This window comes from Streptomyces sp. R35 (genome assembly GCF_041053035.1).
In the GTDB taxonomy this organism is placed as follows: domain Bacteria; phylum Actinomycetota; class Actinomycetes; order Streptomycetales; family Streptomycetaceae; genus Streptomyces; species Streptomyces lutosisoli.
In genome coordinates, this window is record NZ_CP163440.1 from 5387435 (window position 1) to 5410272 (window position 22838).

Annotated in this window: 24 protein-coding genes and 1 tRNA gene; 19 read left to right on the forward strand and 6 right to left on the reverse strand. The window is 70.0% G+C overall.

The features are described from left to right. Positions 1–187: 187 nt before the first annotated feature. The 3 genes from AB5J50_RS24650 to AB5J50_RS24660 form a co-directional block, all read right to left on the reverse strand. Positions 188–2008, reverse strand: a complete 1821-nt coding sequence (locus AB5J50_RS24650) for a copper resistance CopC/CopD family protein (protein WP_369260518.1) — start codon at positions 2006–2008, stop codon at positions 188–190. 118 nt (positions 2009–2126) lie between these two features. Beyond that, positions 2127–2747 (reverse strand): GNAT family N-acetyltransferase, encoded by a 621-nt coding sequence (locus tag AB5J50_RS24655; protein WP_369260519.1) that lies wholly within the window; start codon positions 2745–2747, stop codon positions 2127–2129. After that, the gene (locus AB5J50_RS24660) at positions 2737–4905 is read right to left on the reverse strand and encodes a penicillin acylase family protein (RefSeq protein WP_369260520.1); all 2169 of its coding nucleotides are present in this window, start codon (positions 4903–4905) and stop codon (positions 2737–2739) included. The genes AB5J50_RS24655 and AB5J50_RS24660 overlap by 11 nt, the downstream gene beginning before the upstream one ends. A 142-nt stretch (positions 4906–5047) precedes the next feature. Here AB5J50_RS24660 and AB5J50_RS24665 point away from each other — a divergent pair, with 142 nt between their 5' ends. From AB5J50_RS24665 to AB5J50_RS24675, 3 genes are all read left to right on the forward strand, one after another. Next, a complete protein-coding gene (locus tag AB5J50_RS24665) occupies positions 5048–5632 on the forward strand; it encodes an HhH-GPD-type base excision DNA repair protein (RefSeq protein ID WP_369260521.1) in 585 nt (194 codons plus the stop codon). A 445-nt stretch (positions 5633–6077) separates the two neighbouring features. Beyond that, positions 6078–6656: an HdeD family acid-resistance protein gene (locus tag AB5J50_RS24670; protein ID WP_369260522.1), complete on the forward strand. Its 579-nt coding sequence runs from the start codon at positions 6078–6080 to the stop codon at positions 6654–6656. A gap of 561 nt (positions 6657–7217) precedes the next feature. Further along, a complete protein-coding gene (locus tag AB5J50_RS24675) occupies positions 7218–7355 on the forward strand; it encodes a hypothetical protein (protein WP_369260523.1) in 138 nt (45 codons plus the stop codon). Positions 7356–7425: 70 nt separating this feature from the next. Here the strand turns inward: AB5J50_RS24675 and AB5J50_RS24680 are convergent, their stop codons facing one another. Continuing rightward, positions 7426–9042 (reverse strand): helicase HerA-like domain-containing protein, encoded by a 1617-nt coding sequence (locus AB5J50_RS24680; RefSeq protein ID WP_369260524.1) that lies wholly within the window; start codon positions 9040–9042, stop codon positions 7426–7428. A gap of 105 nt (positions 9043–9147) precedes the next feature. On the opposite strand from AB5J50_RS24680, the gene AB5J50_RS24685 reads away from it, so the two are divergent. Together AB5J50_RS24685 and AB5J50_RS24690 are read left to right on the forward strand one after the other, a co-directional pair. Next, positions 9148–9444, forward strand: coding sequence for a type II toxin-antitoxin system VapB family antitoxin (locus AB5J50_RS24685; protein ID WP_003999914.1), 297 nt, complete (start codon positions 9148–9150; stop codon positions 9442–9444). Positions 9445–9558: 114 nt separating this feature from the next. Further along, a complete protein-coding gene (locus tag AB5J50_RS24690; protein ID WP_369265499.1) occupies positions 9559–10188 on the forward strand; it encodes a LytR C-terminal domain-containing protein in 630 nt (209 codons plus the stop codon). A gap of 143 nt (positions 10189–10331) precedes the next feature. Here the strand turns inward: AB5J50_RS24690 and upp are convergent, their stop codons facing one another. Continuing rightward, entirely contained in the window at positions 10332–10967 is a 636-nt protein-coding gene (gene upp / locus AB5J50_RS24695) for a uracil phosphoribosyltransferase (RefSeq protein ID WP_327429951.1), read from the reverse strand. A gap of 148 nt (positions 10968–11115) precedes the next feature. Here upp and AB5J50_RS24700 point away from each other — a divergent pair, with 148 nt between their 5' ends. The 10 genes from AB5J50_RS24700 (at position 11116) to AB5J50_RS24745 (ending at position 17710) form a co-directional block, all read left to right on the forward strand. After that, the gene (locus tag AB5J50_RS24700; protein ID WP_327429952.1) at positions 11116–11298 is read left to right on the forward strand and encodes a hypothetical protein; all 183 of its coding nucleotides are present in this window, start codon (positions 11116–11118) and stop codon (positions 11296–11298) included. 260 nt (positions 11299–11558) lie between these two features. Continuing rightward, positions 11559–12101, forward strand: coding sequence for a hypothetical protein (locus AB5J50_RS24705; protein WP_327429953.1), 543 nt, complete (start codon positions 11559–11561; stop codon positions 12099–12101). Positions 12102–12216: 115 nt separating this feature from the next. Continuing rightward, positions 12217–12681, forward strand: a complete 465-nt coding sequence (tadA, locus tag AB5J50_RS24710; RefSeq protein WP_327435096.1) for a tRNA adenosine(34) deaminase TadA — start codon at positions 12217–12219, stop codon at positions 12679–12681. 10 nt (positions 12682–12691) lie between these two features. After that, positions 12692–12776, forward strand: a tRNA-Ser gene (locus AB5J50_RS24715). Positions 12777–12945: 169 nt separating this feature from the next. After that, positions 12946–13677, forward strand: coding sequence for an SDR family oxidoreductase (locus AB5J50_RS24720; RefSeq protein WP_369260525.1), 732 nt, complete (start codon positions 12946–12948; stop codon positions 13675–13677). Between the two features lie 352 nt (positions 13678–14029). Continuing rightward, positions 14030–14209: a hypothetical protein gene (locus AB5J50_RS24725; protein WP_369265500.1), complete on the forward strand. Its 180-nt coding sequence runs from the start codon at positions 14030–14032 to the stop codon at positions 14207–14209. A 31-nt stretch (positions 14210–14240) separates the two neighbouring features. Continuing rightward, positions 14241–14534, forward strand: coding sequence for a Dabb family protein (locus tag AB5J50_RS24730; RefSeq protein WP_327429956.1), 294 nt, complete (start codon positions 14241–14243; stop codon positions 14532–14534). Positions 14535–14732: 198 nt separating this feature from the next. Further along, entirely contained in the window at positions 14733–15644 is a 912-nt protein-coding gene (locus AB5J50_RS24735; RefSeq protein WP_369265501.1) for an RNA polymerase sigma factor SigF, read from the forward strand. Positions 15645–15888: 244 nt separating this feature from the next. Further along, a complete protein-coding gene (locus tag AB5J50_RS24740; RefSeq protein ID WP_369260526.1) occupies positions 15889–16812 on the forward strand; it encodes an RNA polymerase sigma factor SigF in 924 nt (307 codons plus the stop codon). A 136-nt stretch (positions 16813–16948) separates the two neighbouring features. Further along, positions 16949–17710 (forward strand): hypothetical protein, encoded by a 762-nt coding sequence (locus AB5J50_RS24745; RefSeq protein ID WP_369260527.1) that lies wholly within the window; start codon positions 16949–16951, stop codon positions 17708–17710. A gap of 163 nt (positions 17711–17873) precedes the next feature. Here AB5J50_RS24745 and AB5J50_RS24750 read toward each other — a convergent pair whose 3' ends face one another. Beyond that, positions 17874–18071: a hypothetical protein gene (locus tag AB5J50_RS24750; protein ID WP_327429960.1), complete on the reverse strand. Its 198-nt coding sequence runs from the start codon at positions 18069–18071 to the stop codon at positions 17874–17876. Positions 18072–18321: 250 nt separating this feature from the next. Here AB5J50_RS24750 and AB5J50_RS24755 point away from each other — a divergent pair, with 250 nt between their 5' ends. From AB5J50_RS24755 to AB5J50_RS24770, 4 genes are all read left to right on the forward strand, one after another. After that, a complete protein-coding gene (locus tag AB5J50_RS24755) occupies positions 18322–18807 on the forward strand; it encodes a MarR family winged helix-turn-helix transcriptional regulator (RefSeq protein ID WP_369260528.1) in 486 nt (161 codons plus the stop codon). Positions 18808–18848: 41 nt separating this feature from the next. Beyond that, entirely contained in the window at positions 18849–21377 is a 2529-nt protein-coding gene (locus AB5J50_RS24760) for an MFS transporter (protein WP_369260529.1), read from the forward strand. A gap of 106 nt (positions 21378–21483) precedes the next feature. After that, positions 21484–22305: a YceI family protein gene (locus AB5J50_RS24765; protein WP_369260530.1), complete on the forward strand. Its 822-nt coding sequence runs from the start codon at positions 21484–21486 to the stop codon at positions 22303–22305. A gap of 49 nt (positions 22306–22354) precedes the next feature. Further along, positions 22355–22825: a PPOX class F420-dependent oxidoreductase gene (locus AB5J50_RS24770; RefSeq protein ID WP_369260531.1), complete on the forward strand. Its 471-nt coding sequence runs from the start codon at positions 22355–22357 to the stop codon at positions 22823–22825. Positions 22826–22838: the final 13 nt, after the last annotated feature.

The window sequence follows — 22838 nt, forward strand, 5'->3', positions numbered from 1 at the left end:
CGCGGGGGAGAGCGGGGTTGAGCCAGTCGAAATCGACCAGAAATCAACCTGACCGAACATCGTGTGGCGCAATAACAGTCGTATGTCCTGTCATACGTCAAGAGTTGTCGGCGGCCTTTGTTGAAACGTGATGGACACGACGAAGATCAATTCCGGTGACATACCGGGTGGGGAGGGCGGCGAGCCGTCAGCCGACCCTCACGTTCTTCGAGACCGTGACCTGATCGATGTCGGTGGTGCGCACCGTGACCTTCATGGTCCAGGTGCCGGCCAGCGGGAGCGTGAGGGTGTCCGTCCCCCAGTAGCCGCCCTTGTCGGTGAGCCCGGCGTCGATCGGGCCGACCTGCTGCGCGGCCAGCGTGAAGGTGAGCCGCAGCTCGGGGACGGTCGCGATGCCCCCGTCGGGCCCGAGGATCACGGCCTGCACGGAGTTCTCGCCCACCCGCCCGGGCGCCAGCTCGATCTGCACCTTGCCGTGCCCGCCCGGCGTACCGACGTCGAAGGGAACCAGCGACGTCGACGACGTGGGCAGGTCCGCGGCCACGTCCGAAGCGGCCGCCTCGGTGGCCGCCCGCCCCGGCTGGGTCCCGGTCAGCACGGTGGTGATCACCAGGACGACGATGCCGACGGTGACCTCGGCAAGCACGGAGCGACGCAGACCCCGCCGGTACGTGCCGGCGTGATCGGCGGGGGACGCGGATTCAGCTCGTACGCCATCGGGGGCGCCCGCGTCCACCGCAGCCGACCCCCCGACGGACACAGCAACCCGTTCCACGACGGCAGGAGCGGGCACCGCGGCCTCCGCCTCCGTCACCGCCAGCCGCCCCGTCCAGCGCCGCGAATACGCCGCCCCCGCCAGCAGGAGCAGCACCGCGCACAGCTTGGCGAGCAGGATCCTGCCGTACGACGTCGAGGTCAGGGCGTCCCAGGAGCCGAGGCCGCGCCAGGACTGGTAGACGCCGGTGCCGGCGAGGACGGCGACCGAGGCGAGGGCGAGCCGGGAGAAGCGGGTGACGACGGCCGTGGAGAGGGGCTGGGCCGGGCGGTAGAGCGCGGAGAGCAGGGCGGTCAGGCCGCCGAGCCAGAGGGCCATGGCAAGCAGGTGGAGCACGGAGGAGACCATCGCGGCGGGGACCTGGATCCCGGCGGACGCGTGCTCGACGGCAGCCCAGGTGACCGCGAGACCGAGGGCGAGCGCCCCGCCGAGGACGAGGGCACCCCTCGCCCGCCCCCGTTCCCGTACGCGAACGCGCTCGGGAAGGAAGGCGGCCACCCCCAGCAGCACCAGCCGGGCCACCAGGGCCACACCTGGCCGGCTCGTGAGCGTCTCGCGCAGGACGGCCGGGTCGAAGGCCGCGGCAACGCCTGTGCCGCGCTCGTAGGGGCCGCGCAGGAGCAGCAGCGCGAGCGTGGACAGCAGCAGGGTCCACCAGCCGGTCAGCAGCAGGCGCCGCACACTCCCCTGGAAGCCGCAGACCATGACGAAGCCGGCCGCGCCGATGAGCAGGGCGAGGCCGCCGTACGCGACGTAGCGGGCGATGTCGTAGAGCGTGGCGGAGGCGGTGTCCCCGGCGGGCGCGGAGGGCAGGGCGACGGAGGTCGCGGAGGGTTTGCCGATGGAGAAGGTGAAGGCGCCGGAGACGGGGTGACTGTCCGCCGAGACGACCCGCCAGGCAACCGTGAACGTGCCGGTGCCGAGGCCGCGTGGCAGGGTCACGCGGGCGGTGTCGGAACGGCCGCCCGCGTGGCCGGGCGCGCCCGTGTGGACGCGCCGGTTCTCCGGGGTGAGCACGCGGAAGGAGTCGTCGAGGAGCCCGACGGACTCGCTGAACGTCAGCGTGATCTGCCGGGGCGCGGACTTCAGCACGCTGCCGTCCTGCGGATCGGTGCCCGTCAGCGCGGCATGCGCGGACGCGCCGCTCACCCCGCCGAACAGGACCAGCACCAGGACGCCCGCCAGCAGCGCCAGGCCCCGGACGACGCCCCGCCGCTCCCGCTGTCCGCTCACACGCCACTCCGCATCCGCGTTTCCAGAGTCCCGGTTACGTACGGACGCGAACGGCGCGCTGCTCACCCACAGGCGAGGAACCCCCTCAAAGGCCTCCTCAAAGGCGTCCTGAAAGACCTTAAAGGCCTGCCTGAAAGACCTTCCTGGTGAGGAAGGCGAGCCGGGCACGCTTCTCGGGCAGGTAGACCTCGGGCAGGTCGATCTCGGGCAGCACGATCTCCTCCGCCGGGACGAACCCCTGCCGGGTCAGCCGGTCGATGGCCTTCGCGTTGCGCGCGTCGGGTTCGACCACGACCCGCTGCCGGTCGAGGCCGGTCAGCAGATACGTGGTGAACGCGGTCAGCAGGGCCGACGACCAGCCCGGCCGGTCACCACCGGGTCCCGCGGGCCCGATCAGCAGATGCATACCGATGTCACCGGGCTCGACGTCGTAGCACTCGCTGACACGGTCGGCCTCGGGCTCGTACGTCTGGAAGAGCGCGGCGGGTTCGCCGTCCTTGACCGCGAGGAAGGCGTGATGGGTGTCGAGCGAGTCCAGGTGGACATACGTTTCGAGCACCTGCTCCTTCGTGAGCCCGTTCATCCCCCAGAACCTGGCCCGCTCCTGCGCGACCCACCCGTGGATGACATCGAGGTCGGCGTGCGGATCGACCGTCACGACACGGACGGTGCCGAACCCGTCGAGCACTTGCTCATGCACGGCTCGACGGCCCAGGGCGTAAGCAGTCTCAGTCCTCATAACTCTCCCAGCTCTCCTGGCCCTCACGGCCCTCATGGCTCTGCTTGGTCAGCTTGTTCCAGTCGGTGGTCACCGGGACGAGATCTCCCTTGAGCCACAAGGGGAGTTGGTCACGGTGGTGGCCCGATCCCGGAACGCCGTCCGCACCGAACGGAACCACCCACAGACTGTTCTCCCTGTCGGCGAGATCCCAGACATAACGGGCGGCCGGGCCGCGCGCGCTCAGGTCGCTGAGACCGGGCACCGCCGAGGTGCACAGCACACAGTCGTGGTCGCCGGACAGCCCCGGTTCGTCGTACGACGTGCCGGTGAGCGCACGCCAGGGCGCGAGCCGGTGGGTGTCGCCCCACGTGCCCGGCGCAGGAGCGGCGGCCACCTCCTCGACGGCCGCGCGGACGATCGCGTCGCGGTCGATGCCGTACAACTCCTCGGCCTTCAGCAGGTTTTCGAGGGCGAACCCGACGCGCGGGGTGAGGGCCAGCCAAGGAAGAAAAATCTCCGGATACGCAAGCGAACCGGCCGGACCGGCCAGCACGGCCAGCGCGGGCTGCGCCACGAGCCGCCGTACGACCGCACCGCGCACCGCCGCGTACACCGCTGCCTCGGCGCTGCCGGCCTCCATCCGCCGGTCCCAGCCGAGGAGTTGCTCCCGAAGCGCGACCGCCCCGGGGCTCAGCTCCTCCCGCGCGAGGGCACCCAGCCGGTCCAACAGGGCGGAGGCCGAGGCGAGATGGGTGTCCATGTGGATGGCGGCCATGTCCTGCGCCGACCATTCCTTCGCCTCCTTCGCCTCCTTCGCCGCGCCGAGAAGCTGCCGGATGCGCGAGGCGCGGTGCGGCGGGGCGAACTCGACGCCGAGCGGGGCGGCGGGCCCGCGCTGGTTGGCCATCACGGCGACGCCGTCCTCGAAGGAGCCGTACGGCATCTCGTGCCAGCCCTGCCACTCACGCCCGGGCTCCCAGGCAGCCACCACCCGTGTCCTGTTGTCGGCGCTCCGCACCGGGACCCGCCCGGCGACACGGTGCAGCAGCCCGCCCTCGGTGTCGGCGGCCTGGACGACGTTCACGGGCTCGGCCCAGCGGTCGAACGCCCGGTCCACGTCGGCGACTCGGCGGGCGCGCAGCAGCGGGAGGAGGGCGCTGAAGCCGAGGTCCTCGGTGACGCGAGGCGGATACCGGAGGCTGATGGACTCCTCGGCCCCCGCTCCGCCGATGACCACGGGCCCCCGTCCCGTCTCGATCACCTCGACCTCGACGGACTCGCTCCCGGCGACGTGGATGGTCTCCAGGTGCCGGGACGCGGCCCGCCAGGAGCCGTCGGGATCAAGCACCTCGACCGCCTCGACGGAGGAACCGTCAGACGAGCCGTCACCGGGATGCCCGGCGGCCCACCGCAGGCGCTCCCGGTACAGGTCCTGGTAGTCGGCCATCGCGTTCGTGATGGCCCAGGCGACGGTTCCGGTGTGGGCGAAGTGCGCGATGCCCGGGACGCCGGGGACGGCGAGGCCGGCGACGTCGAACTCGGGGCAGGAGAGGCGTATCTGCTGATAGACGCCGGGCTCCTCGATGAACCGATGGGGATCACCGGCGATGACGGCCCGCCCGGTGACGCTGCGCTCGCCGCTCACCAGCCACCCATTGCTCCCTGAGGTGCCGGGCCCGTCCATGGCGAACAGCTGGACCGCATCCGCCCCCAGCAGCCGTACGACCTCCTCGCGCCAGAGCTTGGCGGGGAACCCGGCGAAAAGGATGTGCGTGCCGAGCCAGACACCGAGGGGGCTCCAGGGCTCCCAGCGCCCGGGGGCGAGCCCGGTCGCCGCGAACTCCGGGGCGCGCCGGGCGCCCTCGGCGAGCCCCTCATTGACCCCGGCCACATACGAGACAACCCACGCGGCGGTCTCGGGATCCCGTTTCTCCAGGGCCGCGAAACAGCGTCTGGCGGTGTCGTCGAGCCGGGCCTGCCGGGCGAACCGGTCCCAGGCGACGGCGTCGGCGCCGAGGAAGGCGGCCGAGGTGCCCTGCGAGCGGTGCCGTTCGACCTCCAGCTGCCAGGCCCGGTCCACGGCGGTGGTGCGGCCCTGGGCGTGGGCGAGTTCCTGTGCGCTGTCCGCGCGCAGGTGGGGGATGCCCCAGGCGTCACGGTAGATCTCGACGGTCACGATCCATCCCCACTCGTCTCAGGTTAAGCCAGGTTAGGCTAACCTAACTCCCAGTGGGGCGAAATCGTACGCACGCCGTGAAGACCCGCGCGGGCCGGGGTCACCACCTGCACCCCGCCCCCGTCCGGGGGATCATCGGTCCATGGACGTCACTCTTCACCTCGCCCAGCAGCCGGAAGCCGACGAACTGCTCGGCCGCAGCGCGCTCGCCGCCCTCGTCGGCATGCTGCTGGACCAGCAGGTTCCGATGGAGTGGGCCTTCGCGGGGCCGTACACGATCGCGCAACGGCTGGGTACGGACGATCTCGACGCGCACGAGATCGCCGCGTACGACCCGGAGAAGTTCGCCGCGTTGCTGTCCGCCAAGCCGGCCGTGCACCGCTATCCCGGTTCGATGGCCAAGCGGATCCAGCAGCTGTGCCAGTACCTCGTGGAGCACTACGCCGGAGACCCCGCCGCCGTCTGGAACGACGCCAAGACCGGCGCCGAACTCCTCCAACGCCTCAAGGATCTCCCCGGCTTCGGCCCCCAGAAGGCCAAGATCTTCCTCGCCCTCCTCGGCAAACAACTGGGCGTACGGCCCAAGGGCTGGCGCGAGTCCGCGGGCCCCTACGGCGAGCCCAAGTCCTTCCGCTCCGTGGCCGACATCACCGGCCCCGACTCCCTCGCCAAGGTCCGCGCCCACAAACAAGAAATGAAAGCCACCGCGAAGGCCTCCGGCAAGTAGGACCCGGGTTCCTCGCCCCCGCCGCCCCTACCCGTCCCATCCCCAGGGGCTCCGCCCCTTCGACCCCGTTCGGTTGTGTGTCGGGTGCGGGCCGGTGGGGGCTGGTCGCGCAGTTCCCCGCGCCCCTAAGAGCAAAGGCGTCGGGCTGCGCCCCGCGATCCCCCAGGAACCGTTCGCCACACGGCCCCACCCACCCTCCCCCCCCGTACGGCGGCGCAGTCGGCGTCGCACAGAAGGGGCCGTGCCGGTACGTCCAGCCCGTCGCTTACGGGGTTATGGGCAAGTTCATGCTGTGGCAGCAGGCAGTAATGCCCACCGGCGACGGGCTGGACGTACCGGCACGGCCCCGCCCCACAACGCCGAACCCCACCCACCCCACCGGCATACGTCCACCACTCGGATCATCCCGGTGGCGAGATCCCCGCAGCCGTTCACAGCATGGGGTATGAGCGAGCCCACAGACGAAGGCCCCCTGTACCTTCTCTCCCGTACCGCCTGGCAAGCCGTCCTCGGCGCCGGAATCGCCGCGCTGGCGCTGGGTGTCATGGTGCTGGTCTGGCCGGAGGCCTCGCTCCGCGTCGCCGGAGTGCTCTTCGGGGTCTACCTGATCGTCAGCGGCGTCCTGCAGCTCGTCGCCGCCTTCGGCACCCACGCGGCGACCTCCCTCCGCGTCCTGGCCTTCATCAGCGGCGCCCTGTCCATCCTGCTGGGCCTCTTCTGCTTCCGCGGCGCGATGGAGTCGATCCTGCTCCTCGCCCTGTGGATCGGCATCGGCTGGCTGTTCCGCGGCATCACCCAGGCCATCGCCGCCGCGTCCGACCCGACCGTGCCGGCCCGCGGCTGGCAGGTGTTCCTCGGCATCATCAGTTTCATCGCCGGCATCGTGCTGATCGTGGCCCCGTTCAAGTCGGTCGCCGTCCTCACCCTCGTAGCCGGCTGCTGGCTCATCGCGGTCGGCATCGTCGAGATCATCACGGCGTTCGGCATCCGCTCCTCCGCCCGGCGCATCCCCCGCACCGCCTGATCCGCTCCGCCAACAGAGTGGATCTCCAGGCCAACCCGATGAATCACCCACCTCCGGTGGGGACAGGACCTCGCATGAGCCCCACCCCGCACCCCCCGCACCCGCTGCGCCGGTGCGCGCGAGCGCGGGGAGGGGCTCCTTCACGTTCAGGCACGTCACGTTCAGGCACCTGGCTGCGGATCCTCATCCTGCTGGTCACCGCGGTACTCGCCACAGGCCCGCACCTCGAAGCGCTCGCCGCGTCCACCCCCACCCCCGCCCCCACGGCCGGCACCGAATCAGGACCAGGATCAGGCACCGCCGAACACGACGTACTCGACACGGCCCTGCGCCCGCCCACCCGCCAGGACCACCCGCCCCCCCTCACCCCCCTGCGCCCCGACACGCGCACCCCGGAGCACCAGCACGCCCCCTCCCCGTGCCGGCCCCCGCATCCCCCTCGCGCTGCTCCGCCCCGCACACCCTCCGCTGCGTGGTCCTGCGCTGCTGACGGACCCGGCTTCCGCCCCGGTCAGTCCCTCACCAGCGAACACAGCGAACTCAAGGACACAAGGACACCCCATGCCCAGCGACCCCTACGCGGTCCTGCGCGCCCTGCTGCGCGCAGAGGCCGTACGCAACGCACCGAAGCCGACCCCCCGCCCCAAGCCGAACGGCCCCCACCACAAGAACCCCCCGACGGAACACAGCCACAACTGACAACAACAAGGGCGACCGCCCCTCCCCCGCACCCCCAGGACGGGGCGGTCGCCCCTACCGCCCTACCGCCCTACCGCCGACGCCGAGCCGTCCCGAACAACGACCGAGTGATCTCACGACCGATCTGCGTACCGACCGACCGGGCCAGCGACTTGAAAAGCCCACTCCCGACCACCTGCTCGACAACCGAGGCCTCCTCCTTGGCCGCCCGCCCCTTCGCCGGTGCCCCCTTGGGAGCAGAACCCACCGCCCCCTCCCGCGCCACCGTCAGCTTCTCGTACGCCGACTCGCGGTCCACAGCCTGTGCATACCGCCCGTACAACGGCGACGCCGTGACCGCCCGGTCCAGGACCGCCGAGTCGACCGGACCCATCAGCGACCCGGGCGCACGCAGCCGGGTCGCGGCGACGGGGGTCGGGGCGCCCTTCTCGCTCAGGACCGTGACCACGGCCTCCCCGGTCCCGAGTCCCGTGAGGAGTTCCTCCAGGTCGTACGCCGAGTTCGGGAAGGTCTTCACCGTCGCCCTCAGAGCCTTCTGATCGTCAGGAGTGAAGGCCCGCAGGGCGTGCTGGACGCGGTTGCCGAGCTGGCCGAGGACATCGGCGGGTACGTCCTTCGGCGTCTGCGTCACGAAGAAGACGCCAACTCCTTTCGAGCGAATGAGCCGGACGGTCTGGGTGATCGAGTCCAGGAAGGCCTTCGAGGCGTCGTTGAAGAGCAGGTGCGCCTCGTCGAAGAAGAACACGAGTTTCGGCTTGTCGGCGTCGCCGACTTCCGGAAGATCGTGGAACAAGTCGGCGAGCAGCCACATCAGGAAGGTCGAGAAGAGCTGCGGCTTGTCCTGGACTTCCGGCAGTTCAAGCACCGACACCACCCCCCGCCCGTCCGACACCGTCCGCAGCAGCTCACTCGTGTCGAACTCCGGCTCCCCGAAGAAGGGGCTCATGCCCTGCGCCTCGAAGGCGGTGAGGGAACGGAGGATGACGCCCGCCGTGGCCGTGGACAGCCCGCCGATCCCCTTCAGCTCCTGCTTGCCCTCGTCCGAGGTCAGGAACGTGACGACCGCGCGCAGGTCCTTGAGGTCGACCAGCTCCAGGCCCTTCTGGTCGGCGTAGTGGAAGATCAGGCCGAGCGACTGCTCCTGGGTCTGGTTGAGCTGGAGCACCTTGGACAGCAGCACCGGGCCGAAGCTGGTGATCGTGGCGCGTACGGGGATGCCGTGGCCCATGCCGCCGAGCGCGTAGAACTCGGCCGGGTATCCGGTCGGCGTCCACTCCTGGTGGACGTCCCGGGCGCGCTCCTGGACCTTGTCGCCCGCCACGCCCGGCGCCGAAATGCCCGACACATCGCCCTTGATGTCCGCTAGGAACACCGGCACGCCCTGGGCCGACAGCTGCTCGGCGATCAGCTGGAGCGTCTTGGTCTTGCCGGTGCCGGTGGCGCCGGCGACCAGACCGTGCCGGTTGAGCATCGGCAACGGGATGCGGATCTGTACGTCGGGCAGGCACTGCCCGTCCCAGAGCAGGGCGCCCAGATCGAGGGCGGGGCCGGAGAAGGCGTACCCGGAAGCGATTTCCAGGGCTTCCTGCGGCAGCGCGGCGGCGCTCCTTCCCGCGGCGGGGGCGTTTCCGGTCGTCCCGGGAGCGGACCCAGGGGCAGCCGACGGCATGGTCTCGCTGTCATGCATATCAGGCCCCTGTTCCCGATTTGAACGGATTTACGGCGTCTTTTCCAGCGTCGCACTCCGTCGCCATGGCTGCGCCCGGAAGCTCTTGACCGGTAGGCTTTCCGTGTGATCTTCAAGCGCATCGGAAACGGACGGCCGTACCCCGACCACGGCCGGGAAAGCACCCGGCAGTGGGCGGACGTCGCGCCGCGCCCGGTCCGCCTCGATCAACTCGTGACGACCAAGGGCCAGCTGGACCTGGAGACCCTCCTCGCCGAGGACTCCACCTTCTACGGCGACCTGTTCGCGCACGTGGTGAAGTGGCAGGGCGACCTGTACCTGGAAGACGGCCTGCACCGCGCCGTCCGCGCCGCGCTGCAACAGCGCCAGGTGCTCCACGCACGCGTCCTTGAACTGGACTAATGGCCACGGCTTGACCCCAATGGGTTGAACTGAGCGCCGGGCAATGATCATCTAGTAGTTATCGCCGCCGCGGCGCACTACGCTGCGCCCATGAGCATGCTCACTCCCCCTGGCATGGGCGGCCAGTACCGGATCACGGGGGACAAGTACCCGCGGATGCGCCGACCCCGGGGGCGCCGCAGGCTCGTGTTCCTGGTCGTCGCCTCCGTCACCGCACTCGGGCTGATCGGGTGGGGAACCCTGCAGCTCATCGACGTCTTCACGGGCGGCGGCGGCAAGGCGACGGCTGCGGGCCCCAAGGCGGACTGCGCGTCGAAGGTCAGCGCGTCGGCCACACCGGCCGCCGCGATCGCCAAGACGCTGCCCAAGCCCGGCCAGATCACCGTGAACGTCCTGAACGCCACCCCCCGCAGCGGGCTGGCCAAGGAAACCGCGGACGAGCTGGAGAAGCGCGGCTTCAAGATCGGCGACGTGGGCAACGCGACGGACGCGTACGACAAGAAGGTCGACGGCGCCGGGATACTGCTCGGCGCGAAGTCGGCCTACTCGGCCGCGCTGCCCGTCCTCAACACCCAGCTCCCCGGCGCCGAGTTGAAGACCGATGGCCGCGACAAGGCCACCGAGGTCGACCTCATCATCGGCACCGCCTTCAAGTCGCTGACGAAGAAGGAGGACGCCGACAAGGCCCTGGCCGTCCTGGCCAAGCCCCAGCCGACACCCTCCACCTCGAAGAAGACCTGCTGAAAACCTCGTACGGCCTGGAACGCCGTACGGCGCCGGCGGCCCCGTAGAACCAAGAAGGCCGTACGGGGCCGAAAGCCCCGTACGGCCGAAATCCCTTGGGGAACCCAGGAGTCACTCCACCGCGAACCCTGGGAACCCGCGAGTCACTCCGCCGCGCCGTACATCCGGTCGCCCGCGTCGCCCAGCCCCGGCACGATGTAACCGTGCTCGTTGAGCCGCTCGTCGACCGAGGCCGTGACGACGGTGACCGGCGTGCCCGCCAGTTCGCGTTCCATGACCTCGACGCCCTCGGGGGCGGCGAGGAGGACCACGGCGGTGACGTCGTCGGCGCCGCGCTTGATCAGCTCCTGGATCGCCGCGACCAGCGTGCCGCCGGTGGCCAGCATCGGGTCCAGGACGTACACCTGGCGCCCGGAGAGGTCGTCCGGCATGCGGGTGGCGTACGTGGAGGCCTGGAGCGTCTCCTCGTCGCGCACCATGCCCAGGAAGCCCACCTCGGCAGTCGGCAGCAGCCGCACCATGCCGTCGAGCATGCCGAGGCCCGCGCGCAGGATCGGCACGACGAGGGGGCGCGGGTAGGAGAGCTTGACGCCGGTGGTGGAGGCGACCGGGGTCACGATGTCGACCTGCTCCGTGCGTACGTCCCTGGTGGCCTCGTAGGCGAGCAGGGTGACCAGCTCGTCGGCGAGCCGCCGGAAGGTCGCGGAGTCGGTGCGCTGGTCGCGCAGGGTGGTGAGCTTATGGGCGACCAGGGGGTGGTCGACGACGTGGAGACGCATGTCCACAACAGTAGCCGGGCTCCGGGCGCCCGCCAGTGCCCCGTCCGGCCGGGCCCGGCAAGGTCCGGCCCGCGATGTCACCCGTCCCCTGGCATCAAACCGCCCATCAGAGGGAAAGTGGGAAGGACGGACCTGGGGTGGTGTGCCGATGCGGAACCCGGAAGAGGAGTCCCCCGAGCAGGTGGAGACCGACGCCGAGCGCAGGCGGCGGCGCGCCCAGTTCCTGCGGGAGCTGACCGAGGCGCGCGAGCTGCGCGACCGGGTCCAGCCCCGCCGCGCCAAGGCAGCACGACTGCGCCACGCCATGCGTATGCGCACCTTCCGCTGGTAGCCGCCCACCGTAAGCGGACGCCCCGCCCGGGTTGCACGAGCCCGTGTCTGGGCGGGGAGGTGCTCACTCGGCGCCGACAGCCGCGTACGATCCGCTGTTAGCGATCAAAAGAGGCAGACACAGCAGGCCGAAGACGTCCCCTGAACGCTCTGTTTCTGCCACGATTCCGAGTGGGTGGGGCTCGGAGCAGCACGCCCCGCCCACAGCCTCCGCCGGGGGGATCCCCAACCGGCACGCCTACGACCAGTGGGAGAGTCACGGTGTACTTCGCCGCACTGCTCGCGCGCACCGAAGACGGGTGGGAAGCGAGCGACACAGAGCTCGACGATGTGGAGAGCCTGTCGGATCTGACCGACCTGGCCCGTGAAGCCTCAGAGGCGGACACGGTCCTCGTACTCATCGAGCAGGAAGACGCGTGGTTCGGCGTCGTCCGCGTGGACGGCGAGGAGGACCCTCGCATCTACGTCTCGGACGCTGCCGCCGCTTCCCGCAGCTCGTACGGCGAGATCCTGCTCACGGACGAACTACTAGGACGGGATCCGGGCGACGACGACGCCGACCTGGACTCCCTCGACCTGGACGGCACGGAGGACGGTGAACCCGACAACGGAAACGACTCCGACGACGACGAGGACGAGATCGTGTCCGCCGACGCCGTCTCGCACAGCCCCGTCGGGGACCGTGCCATCCTCGCGGACCTCGGAGTGAGCGAGAAGGAACTGCTCTCCCTGGACGAAGGCGACGCGCTCAGCACGATCGCCGACGCCCTGGGTGCGGCAGAGGTCCTGGAGACCGTCCGCTAGGCGCGGCGATCTCCGGCCGGCCGCCGGCTCCGGAAGCTTCCGCTAGGTTCCCCGGGTGAGCACCGCCGAGGAAACTCCACAGCCCGATCCGGTACGCGACCGCTGGCGGGCCGCTATGCGGCTCGCCCTGGACGAGGCCCACCGGGCCGTCCGGGGCGGGGATGTTCCCGTCGGCGCCGTCGTGCTGTCCCCGGACGGTACGACGGTGCTCGCGACCGGGCACAACGAACGCGAGGCCACCGGCGATCCGACGGCGCACGCCGAGGTCCTCGCGCTGCGCAGGGCCGCCGCGGAGATCGGCGAGTGGCGGCTGTCCGGCTGCACGCTCGTCGTCACCCTGGAGCCCTGCGTGATGTGCGCGGGCGCGCTCGTGCAGTCCCGGGTGGACCGGGTCGTGTACGGCGCCCGCGACGAGAAGGCGGGCGCGGCCGGCTCCCTCTGGGACCTCGTACGCGACCGGCGGCTCAACCACCGGCCCGAGGTGATCGAGGGCGTCCTCGCCGACGAGTGCGCGCGCACGCTCACCGACTTCTTCCGGGACCGCCAAACGGATTTCAGACCACGGCCCACCTTGGGGTAAGGTCTCCCTCGGTAGCGTGTCCGAGCGGCCGAAGGAGCTCGCCTCGAAAGCGAGTGTGGCGCAAGTCACCGAGGGTTCAAATCCCTCCGCTACCGCTTGAGAAGGGCCCCGTCGAAAGACGGGGCCCTTCGTGCTGCTCCGTCTTGGTTTCCGTCCCCTTCACCCGCGCGGCAGGCACCAGCTTGTCCGAGTTCGGGTCCCGGACACCCTCTGGGCCCATAAGGTACATATCGGACGACGAAGAGCCGAGAGTAGGGACACGCCATGAAGATCGCAGTTGTCGGGGGAACCGGACTGATCGGGTCGCAGGTGGTGAAGAACCTGAAGGCGGCCGGACACCAGGCCGTACCGCACTCCCTGTCCACAGGCGTCGACATCATCACAGGCCAGGGCCTGGAGGATGCCGTGGCAGGTGCTGACGTCGTCGTCAACCTGACCAACTCGCCGACGTTCGACGACGCCTCGCCCGACTTCTTCCGCACGTCCATGGGCAACCTTCTGGCCGCGAGCGAGAAGGGCGGCGTCGGCCACTTCGTCGTGCTCTCCATCGTCGGCGTGGACCAGGTGCCCCAACTGGACTACTACCGGGCCAAGGCGCTCCAGGAGAACATCCTCGTCGGCGGCCCGATCCCGTACTCCATCGTCCGCGCCACGCAGTTCATGGAGTTCATGGACGCGGTCCTGTCGTGGACGGCCGACGGCGAGACGGTCCGCCTGCCGCGCACGCCGATCCAGCCGATCGCCGCCGCAGACGTCGCCGCCACCGTCGCCGAAGTCGCCGCGGGCACCCCGCTGAACGGCATCCTCAACGTCGCGGGCCCTGACGTCTACACCCTCGACGAGCTCGGCCGGATCACCCTCACCGCCAAGGGCGACGGGCGCTCGGTCGTCATCGATGACACCGCCGGCATGTTCGCGGCCGTCCAGGGTGACGTCCTGGTCGCCCACGGTGATGTCCGCATTGCCCCGACCCACTACGCCGATTGGCTCGCCTGAGTCCGTTTACGTCTCACTCATGGCCGCGCGAAGACGTTCACAGGAGTCCGAGAAGAGAAGGACGGGGGAAGCGGCATCGGGGAGCCGCTTCCCCCGGTGAGGAGGGACCCACAAGTCCGCGCCGCGTCTCGGGGGATTCCACGGCGGGGACCCCGCAGTGGGGTCCGTCCCGCCCGCCGGACTCCTGCCAGAACCGCCGGGCTCACCATCCATCCTGGGCCACCACACCCCCGGAGCGGCTCGGCAAAGGGCCTCGACCAGCGGGCCGTTGGTCCTTAAAAGCGGCGTGAAGGTTACACTCGCCGCCGGCAACAGGGGGCCCAGCGGGCGCAGCAGTCACAGGGAGGCCGCGATGGCGGTGAATTCGAAGAAGATCGCCGTCTATGCACTCGTAGTCTTCGCGCTGTACGTGATCATCACAGATCCCGCCAAGGCCGCCGATTACGTCCAGATAGGGTTCGAGGGCATATCGAATGCCGCTCAGGCCATCGGCGACTTCATGACATGGGTCGCCGACGGGGCCAAGAACTGAGAGGCGTCCCTCGCACCACCAAGGAGTGCCCGTGATCCGCCATCTGGTCCTCTTCAAGCTCAACGAGGGCGTCGGGCGCGACGACCCGCGCGCCGTCGAGGGCGCCGCCGCCTTCCGCGCGCTCGGCGACCAGATTCCCGAGCTGCGGTTCTGGGAATGCGACTGGAACATCACCGACCGGCCCATCGCGTACGACTTCGCGATCAACTCCGCCGTCGACGACGCCGACGCCCTGAAGCGGTACTTGGAGCACCCGGCGCACCAGGCGGCCGCCGCGCTGTGGCGAGAGTTCTCGACCTGGGTGATCGCCGACTATCCGTTCTGAGCCCTGCCGCCGGCCTTCCGGGCCCTGCCGCTCCGAAGCCCCTCGCCGGAACCGGCGGGGGGCTTTTCACGTCCTGCGCCCCAACTCTCCCTCAACACGGCGTTATGCGGTGCTTGCACACAGTGCACATGTCTTGTGATGCTATGACCGCTTTTGAGGGATGAGTTGACGGTTGTGTTGACGAATGAAGAGGTGGCGTTGACCGTGTCGGCCAGTACTGCGCCGCCCCAGGAGGAAGCCCCGGCCCCGGCCCAGGCGCCGACCCCGGCACCACCCCAGGAAGTCACCCCGGAAGTCGCACAGGAGATCACCCAGGAGGTCACGCAGGACCCCGCGCCGGAGCGGCGCCGCGGCGCCGACACCCGGGCCCTCACCCAGGTCCTCTTCGGCCAGCTCAAGACCCTGCAGCCGGGCACCCCGGAGCACAACCGCGTACGCGGGGCGCTCATCGAGGCCAACCTCCCGCTCGTCCGGTACGCGGCAGCGCGCTTCCGCAGCCGCAACGAGCCCATGGAGGACGTGGTCCAGGTCGGGACCATCGGGCTGATCAACGCCATCGACCGGTTCGACCCGGACCGGGGTGTGCAGTTCCCGACCTTCGCGATGCCGACCGTCGTCGGCGAGATCAAGCGGTACTTCCGCGACAACGTCCGCACCGTCCACGTACCGCGCCGGCTGCACGAGCTGTGGGTGCAGGTGAACAGCGCGACGGAGGACCTGACGACGGCATTCGGGCGCTCGCCCTCGACCGCCGAGATCGCCGAACGGCTGCGCATCACCGAGGAGGAGGTGCTGTCCTGCATCGAGGCGGGCCGCTCGTACCACGCGACCTCCCTCGAAGCGGCCCAGGAGGGCGACGGGCTGCCGGGACTGCTCGACCGGCTCGGCTACGAGGACCCGGCACTCGACGGGGTCGAACACCGCGACCTCGTACGGCATCTGCTCGTACAACTGCCCGAGCGCGAGCAGCGGATCCTTCTCCTGCGCTACTACAGCAATCTGACGCAGTCACAGATCAGCGCCGAGCTGGGAGTCTCCCAGATGCATGTGTCAAGGCTGCTCGCCCGTAGTTTCGCGCGTCTTCGATCCGCAAACAGGATCGAGGCGTAACCGGCAAGAGCGAATCGCTCCATGGCTCCTTTTCCGACAGTTCAGAGCTGAAAAACCGTCAGACCCCCTCTTTCCAGGGCCTATTCACCCCCTCCATGTCGACATGTCACTACAGCGTGTTGCCGACATGTGACATTCTGCCGGAAGCGCGTTTGCCGCGGCCCCGCCTCCGGTATTCAGGTGGAGGCTGCGTTCCTCCGACGGGAGCGACTGCCGCGACCGTCCGCGACCCAAAGGGGGTGGCATGTCCGCAGACCAGGGCAGCTCGAAGGTGCTCACGCTCATGAAGAGCGAGGCAGCGCCCGAGACGCACGACGCGCTTCACGATGTCCCGGCCCTTCCGGCCCCCGACGCCGCTCCGGCCGTCCCGGCCCCCGAAGCCGTCAAGGCCCCCGAGTCCTCGGGCGCCATCGACACCCGCACCCTGTCCCGCTCCCTGTTCCTGCGGCTCGCCGCGCTGGACGAGAACAGCCCCGAGCGCAACTACGTCCGTGACACCCTCATCGAGCTGAACCTCCCGCTCGTGCGCTACGCGGCAGCCCGCTTCCGCAGCCGCAACGAGCCGATGGAGGACATCGTCCAGGTCGGCACGATCGGCCTGATCAAGGCGATCGACCGCTTCGACTGCGAACGCGGCGTCGAGTTCCCGACGTTCGCGATGCCGACGGTCGTCGGTGAGATCAAGCGCTTCTTCCGCGACACGTCGTGGTCCGTCCGCGTCCCGCGCCGCCTCCAGGAGCTGCGCCTGGCCCTCACCAAGGCCAGCGACGAGCTCTCGCAGAAGCTCGACCGCTCTCCGACGGTCACCGAACTCGCCGCGGTCCTGGGCGTGTCCGAGGAGGACGTCGTCGACGGCCTCGCCGTGGGCAACGCGTACACGGCCTCGTCCCTCGACTCCCCCGCCCCCGAGGACGACGGCGGCGAAGGCTCCCTCGCGGACCGCCTCGGCTACGAGGACACGGCTCTGGAGGGCGTCGAGTACCGCGAGTCCCTCAAGCCGCTGCTCGCCAAGCTTCCGCCCCGCGAGCGCCGGATCATCATGCTCCGCTTCTTCGCGAACATGACCCAGTCGCAGATCGGCGAGGAGGTCGGCATCTCGCAGATGCACGTCTCCCGGCTGCTGACCCGAACCCTGGCGCAGCTGCGGGAAGGGCTCATCTCCGACTGAGACTCCGGCTGCGGCTCCGATTGAGGCGCCGATTGAGGTTCGCCTCAGGAGCCTCCCGAGGGTTCATAATTGACGGATCGTCAGCCACACTGGCGCGATGCGTCGAGAGTCGATACGTGGTCGTCGAGGTGCCCTTGTGGGTGCCTCGGCGACTGTGGTCTGCCTGGGTACGGTGCTGGCCGCCTGCGGGAGCGGTGGCGGCGGGGACGGGTACGTCGCTGTCGGAGCCGCCGGGGGTTCGCCCCGGGCGTCGGGGGCGGTGGTGGCCCCCACGGGGAATGTGTCGCTGATGCCACTGAAGGGCGACACGGCGGCCGGCTCCAAGGGGGCGGGAACGTCCGGGAGTTCGGGCTCCGGGGAATCGACATCGAGCTCGGCCTCGGCTTCCAGCTCCGGCTCCGGCTCCGGCTCCGGTGGGACGGCTACGGGATCCGGCACCAGCGATCAGGGCGGCGGCGGAGCAGCCGACAGCAGCGGCGGTACGTCGACATCCTCGTCCGGGGGCGGCAACTCAGGTGGCACGAGCGGAGGTTCGGGAGGCGCGTCCGCGTCGCCGGCCCCGACGGCACCCGGGTCCACGGCGAGCGCCGGGCCCGCCGTGCTCAGCGTGGGCGATCCCTCGCGTGAGGCCACCGATCAGCGGTGGTGCGAGAAGGTGACCGTCTCGTTCCGCAACACCGGGGGCACGGCGGTGCGTTCGGGCACGGTGACCTTCGGGACGCACATCATCGGGGCGCTCGGGATCGACTGGGCGACGATCGAATCCACCGAGGACCTTCCCGCACCGATCGCCGCCGGCGCGAAGAAGGACAAGACCTGGACGGTGTGCGTCGACGCGTGGCGCGTGCCGCTGGGCATGCACATCGAGACGCGGGACGTGTCCGTCCAGTGGAAGTGACCCTCCAGTGGACGTGACCGCCGGCTGGTTCGTCGGGTGCGGGTCCGTTGGGGCTGGTGGCGCCCACGCGGCGGAGCCGCAAAAGGTCGCAGCCCCGCACCCCTGAAGACGGGGCTTCGCCCTGATCTTCACCGCCCCACCGGTCAGCCCCGCACGCCCGTTACTACTTCAGTGCGAGCCAGGCCACCGCGGCAACGATCGCCACGGCGACGACGATGCCGACGATGAGGCCGACGCGGGGGCCCGCCGGAGCGACGGCCTGCTGCTGACGGCTCTGGGGGGCCTCGTCGACGAAGGCACGGAACATCTGGGTGCTGCCCGCGGGGTCGTAGTTGCCCTCGGGGCCCTGGGTGTTTGCCATGGGTCAGGACACTAGCGAATTCATGAGGGCTGCCCAAGTGCGGGGCCCTACCTGGTGCCCCAGGACCACGGTCCCGCCCTCCCAGCTCACTCTCAGCGCATCCCCAGCCGGCTACCCCCTCCCACCTGCAAGTTTACGTTCGCCAATACTTGCCTTTGCCAAGTTTTTAGGTCCGCTCGCAAGGATTTCGTTTGCCTGCGGCAACCAACTTGATTTATGGTTGCCCCAAGCAACGAATACGGGAGGTGTGATGGCCGAGCAGGCGCAGTACGAGGAGTTGGCTCGTCAGCTCAGTGCCATCGGTGCCGTGAAGAGGGACATGGGGCGGATCCTGCCGCCCGACTGCCCCGGGGGCTCCGCCGCCGTGCTGACGCTGCTCGGCCGGTACGGCGAGATGCGGATGAGCCGGCTCGCGGAGCTGCTCTCCGTGGACATGTCGGTGACCAGCCGCCACGTCGCGCATGTCGCTGACCGGGGCTGGATCGAACGGTCCCCCGACCCGGCCGACAAGCGCTCACGCATCCTCCACCTCACCCCCTCGGGTCAGGAGCAGCTCGACGAGCTCTCCCGGCGCACCTCGCGGCTCCTCGCCGACCGGCTGAGCGACTGGTCCGACCACGAGGTCGGGCTGCTCATCGCACTCATGGGCCGGCTGCGCGAGAGCTTCGGCGACTGCCGCTCCACCACACAGCGGCCGCTCCACCCGCACCCGTATGCGACAGCGCAACAGAACTGACCACCCGTACACCCGCGTAAGTACGTAAGAAAAGGAAGCCCATGGCAACGACCACACCAGCCGGTGTGCGGGGCTCTCACGCCAAGCACGGAGGCGCCGCCGACGGCGCTCCGATGACGCACCGGCAGATCATGGAGGCGCTCTCCGGGCTGCTGCTCGGAATGTTCGTCGCGATCCTGTCGTCGACGATCGTCTCCAACGCACTCCCCGAGATCATCGGCGACCTGGGCGGCGGCCAGTCCGCCTACACCTGGGTCGTCACGGCCTCGCTGCTGGCCATGACCGCGACCACGCCCCTGTGGGGCAAGCTCTCCGACCTGTACAGCAAGAAGGCGCTCGTTCAGATAGCGCTGGTCATCTACGTCCTGGGATCGGCTGCCGCCGGTCTCTCGCAGAACGCCGGCATGCTCATCGCCTGCCGAGTGGTCCAGGGCATCGGCGTCGGCGGTCTGTCCGCCCTCGCGCAGATCGTGATGGCCGCGATGATCTCCCCGCGTGAGCGCGGGCGTTACTCCGGCTACCTCGGCGCGACGTTCGCCGTCGCAACCGTCGGCGGTCCGCTGCTCGGCGGTGTCATCACCGACACCTCGTGGCTCGGCTGGCGCTGGTGCTTCTACGTCGGTGTGCCGTTCGCGATCATCGCGCTGATCGTGCTGCAGAAGACCCTGCACCTGCCCGTCGTGAAGCGGGACGTGAAGGTCGACTGGGGCGGCGCGTTCTTCATCTCCGCCGCGGTCTCGCTGCTGCTGGTCTGGGTCACCTTCGCCGGTGACAAGTACGACTGGGTGTCGTGGCAGACGTACGCGATGGTCGGCGGCTCGATCGTGCTCGGCCTGATCTTCGTGCTGGTCGAGTCCAGGGCGAGCGAGCCGATCATCCCGCTGCGGCTGTTCCGCAACCGCACCATCACCCTCTCCTCCCTCGCGTCGCTCTTCGTGGGTGTCGCGATGTTCTCCGGCACGGTCTTCTTCAGCCAGTACTTCCAGCTGGCCCGTGACAAGTCCCCGACGATGTCGGGCGTCATGACCATCCCGATGATCGCCGGCCTGTTCGTCGCCTCCACGGTCTCCGGCCAGATCATCACCAAGACCGGCCGGTGGAAGTACTGGCTGGTCGCGGGCGGCGTCCTGGTGACCTCGGGTCTCGGCCTCCTCGGCACGATCCGCTACGACACGGCCTACTGGCACATCGCGATCTTCATGGCGCTGCTGGGCCTCGGCGTCGGCATGATGATGCAGAACCTGGTGCTGTCCACGCAGAACCAGGTGGCCCCGGCCGACCTCGGCTCGGCCAGCTCCACGGTGACGTTCTTCCGTTCCCTCGGTGGTGCGATGGGTGTCTCCGCGCTCGGCGCGGTCATGGCCAACCGGATCACCGACTACGTCAAGGACGGTCTGACCGACCTCGGCCCCAAGTACGCCAAGCTGGCGTCCGGTTCCAGCTCCAGCATCCCGGACATGGACAAGCTGCCCAAGCCGCTGCGCACCGTCATGGAGAGCGCGTACGGCCACGGCATCGCGGACGTCTTCCTGATCGCCGCGGGCATGGCACTGATCGCCTTCTTCATCGTGCTGTTCATCAAGGAGGTCCCGCTGCGGACGTCGGGCGCGCTGGCCCAGGCGGCGGACGCCAAGACGGAAACGCCGGCGGAGACTTCCACCGCCGGGGCTCCCGCCGCCGGGACTCCCGCCACCGACGAGAAGGTCCCGAGCTGGGCCGTCGCGGAGACCGAAGCGGGTCCCGAGGGCACGCAGCGGCTGTCCGCCGTCGCCACGGCGACGAAGGAGACCACCCCGTTGCCCGCCTCCAGTGGCGTTCCCGTACGCGGTTACGTCCGCGGCGCCGAGAGCGCGCCCGTGCCGCAGGCCGCGGTCACGCTGATCTCGCTCGCGGGACGGCAGCTGGGCCGCTCGGTCGCCCAGGCCGACGGCTCCTACACGGTGGACGCGCCCGGCGTGGGCAGTTACGTCCTGATCGCCTCCGCCGACGGCTTCCAGCCGCAGGCCTCGACGATCGTCGTCAACGACGAGCCGGTCGCGTACGACATCCTGCTGAGCGGCACGAGCGGGCTGAGCGGTGTCGTGCGGGCCGCCGACGGCGGTACGGCGGTCAAGGACGCCATGGTCATCGTGACCGACGTACGCGGTGATGTGCTGGCCACCGGGACCACCGGTGAGCAGGGCGAGTTCACCTTCGCCGAGCTGGTGCCGGGTGTCGTGACGGTCGCGGTGAACGCGGCGGGTCACCGGCCGCGGGCCCTGCCCGTCGAGGTCGGCGGCGCCGGGGTCACCCGGATCGAGGTCGAACTCGACTCGGGCGCCCAGCTCCAGGGTGTCGTACGGGCGCCGCAGGGCCCCCTCGCCGACGCCCGCGTGACGCTGGTGGACGCGGCGGGCAACGTAGTCGGCACGGCCAGGACGGGCACGGACGGCGCGTACGCCTTCACCGACCTGGACGGCGGCGAGTACACCGTCATCGCGACGGGCTACCCGCCGGTGGCGACGGCACTGACGGTCTCCGGCCGCGGCGTCGACGACCACCACATCGAACTCGCTCACCCCGGCGAGTAGTTCGAGCCCCGGCCCGTGGGGAAGCGCGCACTCTGAGCGGAGGTGCGCCCCCCACGGGCCGGTTTCATTACGACCAATTTTTCGTGTCTTGCAGGGAGAAAACGGGATGGGACTGACCGCACGCATTCGTACGCGGGACGGATGGGCCGTGTCGCACGCGGTCGTCACGGTGACCGACATGACGGGCGCCCAGGTGCTGCGCGCCGAGGCGGACACCGAAGGAGCCGTCCACGACACGACCGCCCTCGCGCCGGGCGCGTACACCGTGATCGTCACGGCGGTCGGGTACGCGCCCGCCGCATCCAGCGCCCTCGTGACCGCCGCCGGCCGCGCCGAGGTCGGCAACGTGACCCTGGCCCGCCAGGGCGGCACCGAACTGCCGCCGCCCGGCCCGTGGACCATCGACCCCGCCCACTCCTCCGTGGGCGCGGTCGCCCAGCACCTGGGCATCTCCAGCGTGCACGGCCGCTTCACCGACTTCTCGGGCACGATCGAGATCGCCCCCGACGACGTGACCAAGTCCCGCGTTCAGGCGACGATCTCCGCGGCCTCCATCGACACCGGCAACGGCATGCGCGACGGGCACCTGAGGTCGCCGGACTTCCTGGACGCCGAGGCGTACCCGCACATCACCTACACCTCGACCGCCGTGACCCCCGCCGGTTCCGACCGCTGGACCATCCACGGCGAACTGTCCCTGCACGGCGTCGTACGCCCGGTCGACCTGGACCTCGCCTACCTCGGCACCGGGGCCGACCCCTGGGGTGGCACCCGCGCCGCGTTCCGCGCCACGACGGAACTGCACCGCGAGGACTTCGCGATGCGCTACAACCAGGTCGTGCAGGCGGGCATCGCCGCGATCGGTACGACGCTCAAGGTGGAGCTGGACATCCAGGCGGTGCAGGGCGAATCGCTGCCCCAGGCGTAGGCACGGCAGGGACAGGCCGGAGCACCGTCCAGCCCGTAGGCTGCGGCCCATGGCACCGAACATCGCGACGAACACCTCTGTCTCCCGCGACGAACTGCTCGACTTCGTACGCCCCCGCCACCGCGCCATCCTTCTCACCCGCCGGGCCGACGGGAGCCCCCAGGGCTCGCCCCTGACCTGCGGGGTCGACGACTCCGGCCGCATCGTCGTCTCGACCTATCCCGAGCGCGCCAAGACCCGCAACGCCAAGCGGGACGAGCGCGTCAGCGTGATCGTCCTGAGCGATGAGTGGAACGGGCCGTGGGTTCAGATCGACGGCAGCGCCGAGGTCATCGACGCGCCGGACTCCGTCGAACCTCTTGTCGAGTACTACCGCTGTATCGCGGGCGAGCATCCGGACTGGGACGAGTACCGCGCGGCGATGCTCAAACAGGCCAAGTCCATCATCCGCATCACCCCCGACCGCTGGGGCCCGGTCGCCACCGGCGGCTTCCCGGCCCACCTGGCCCCCCAGCCCTAACGGGATTCTCGCC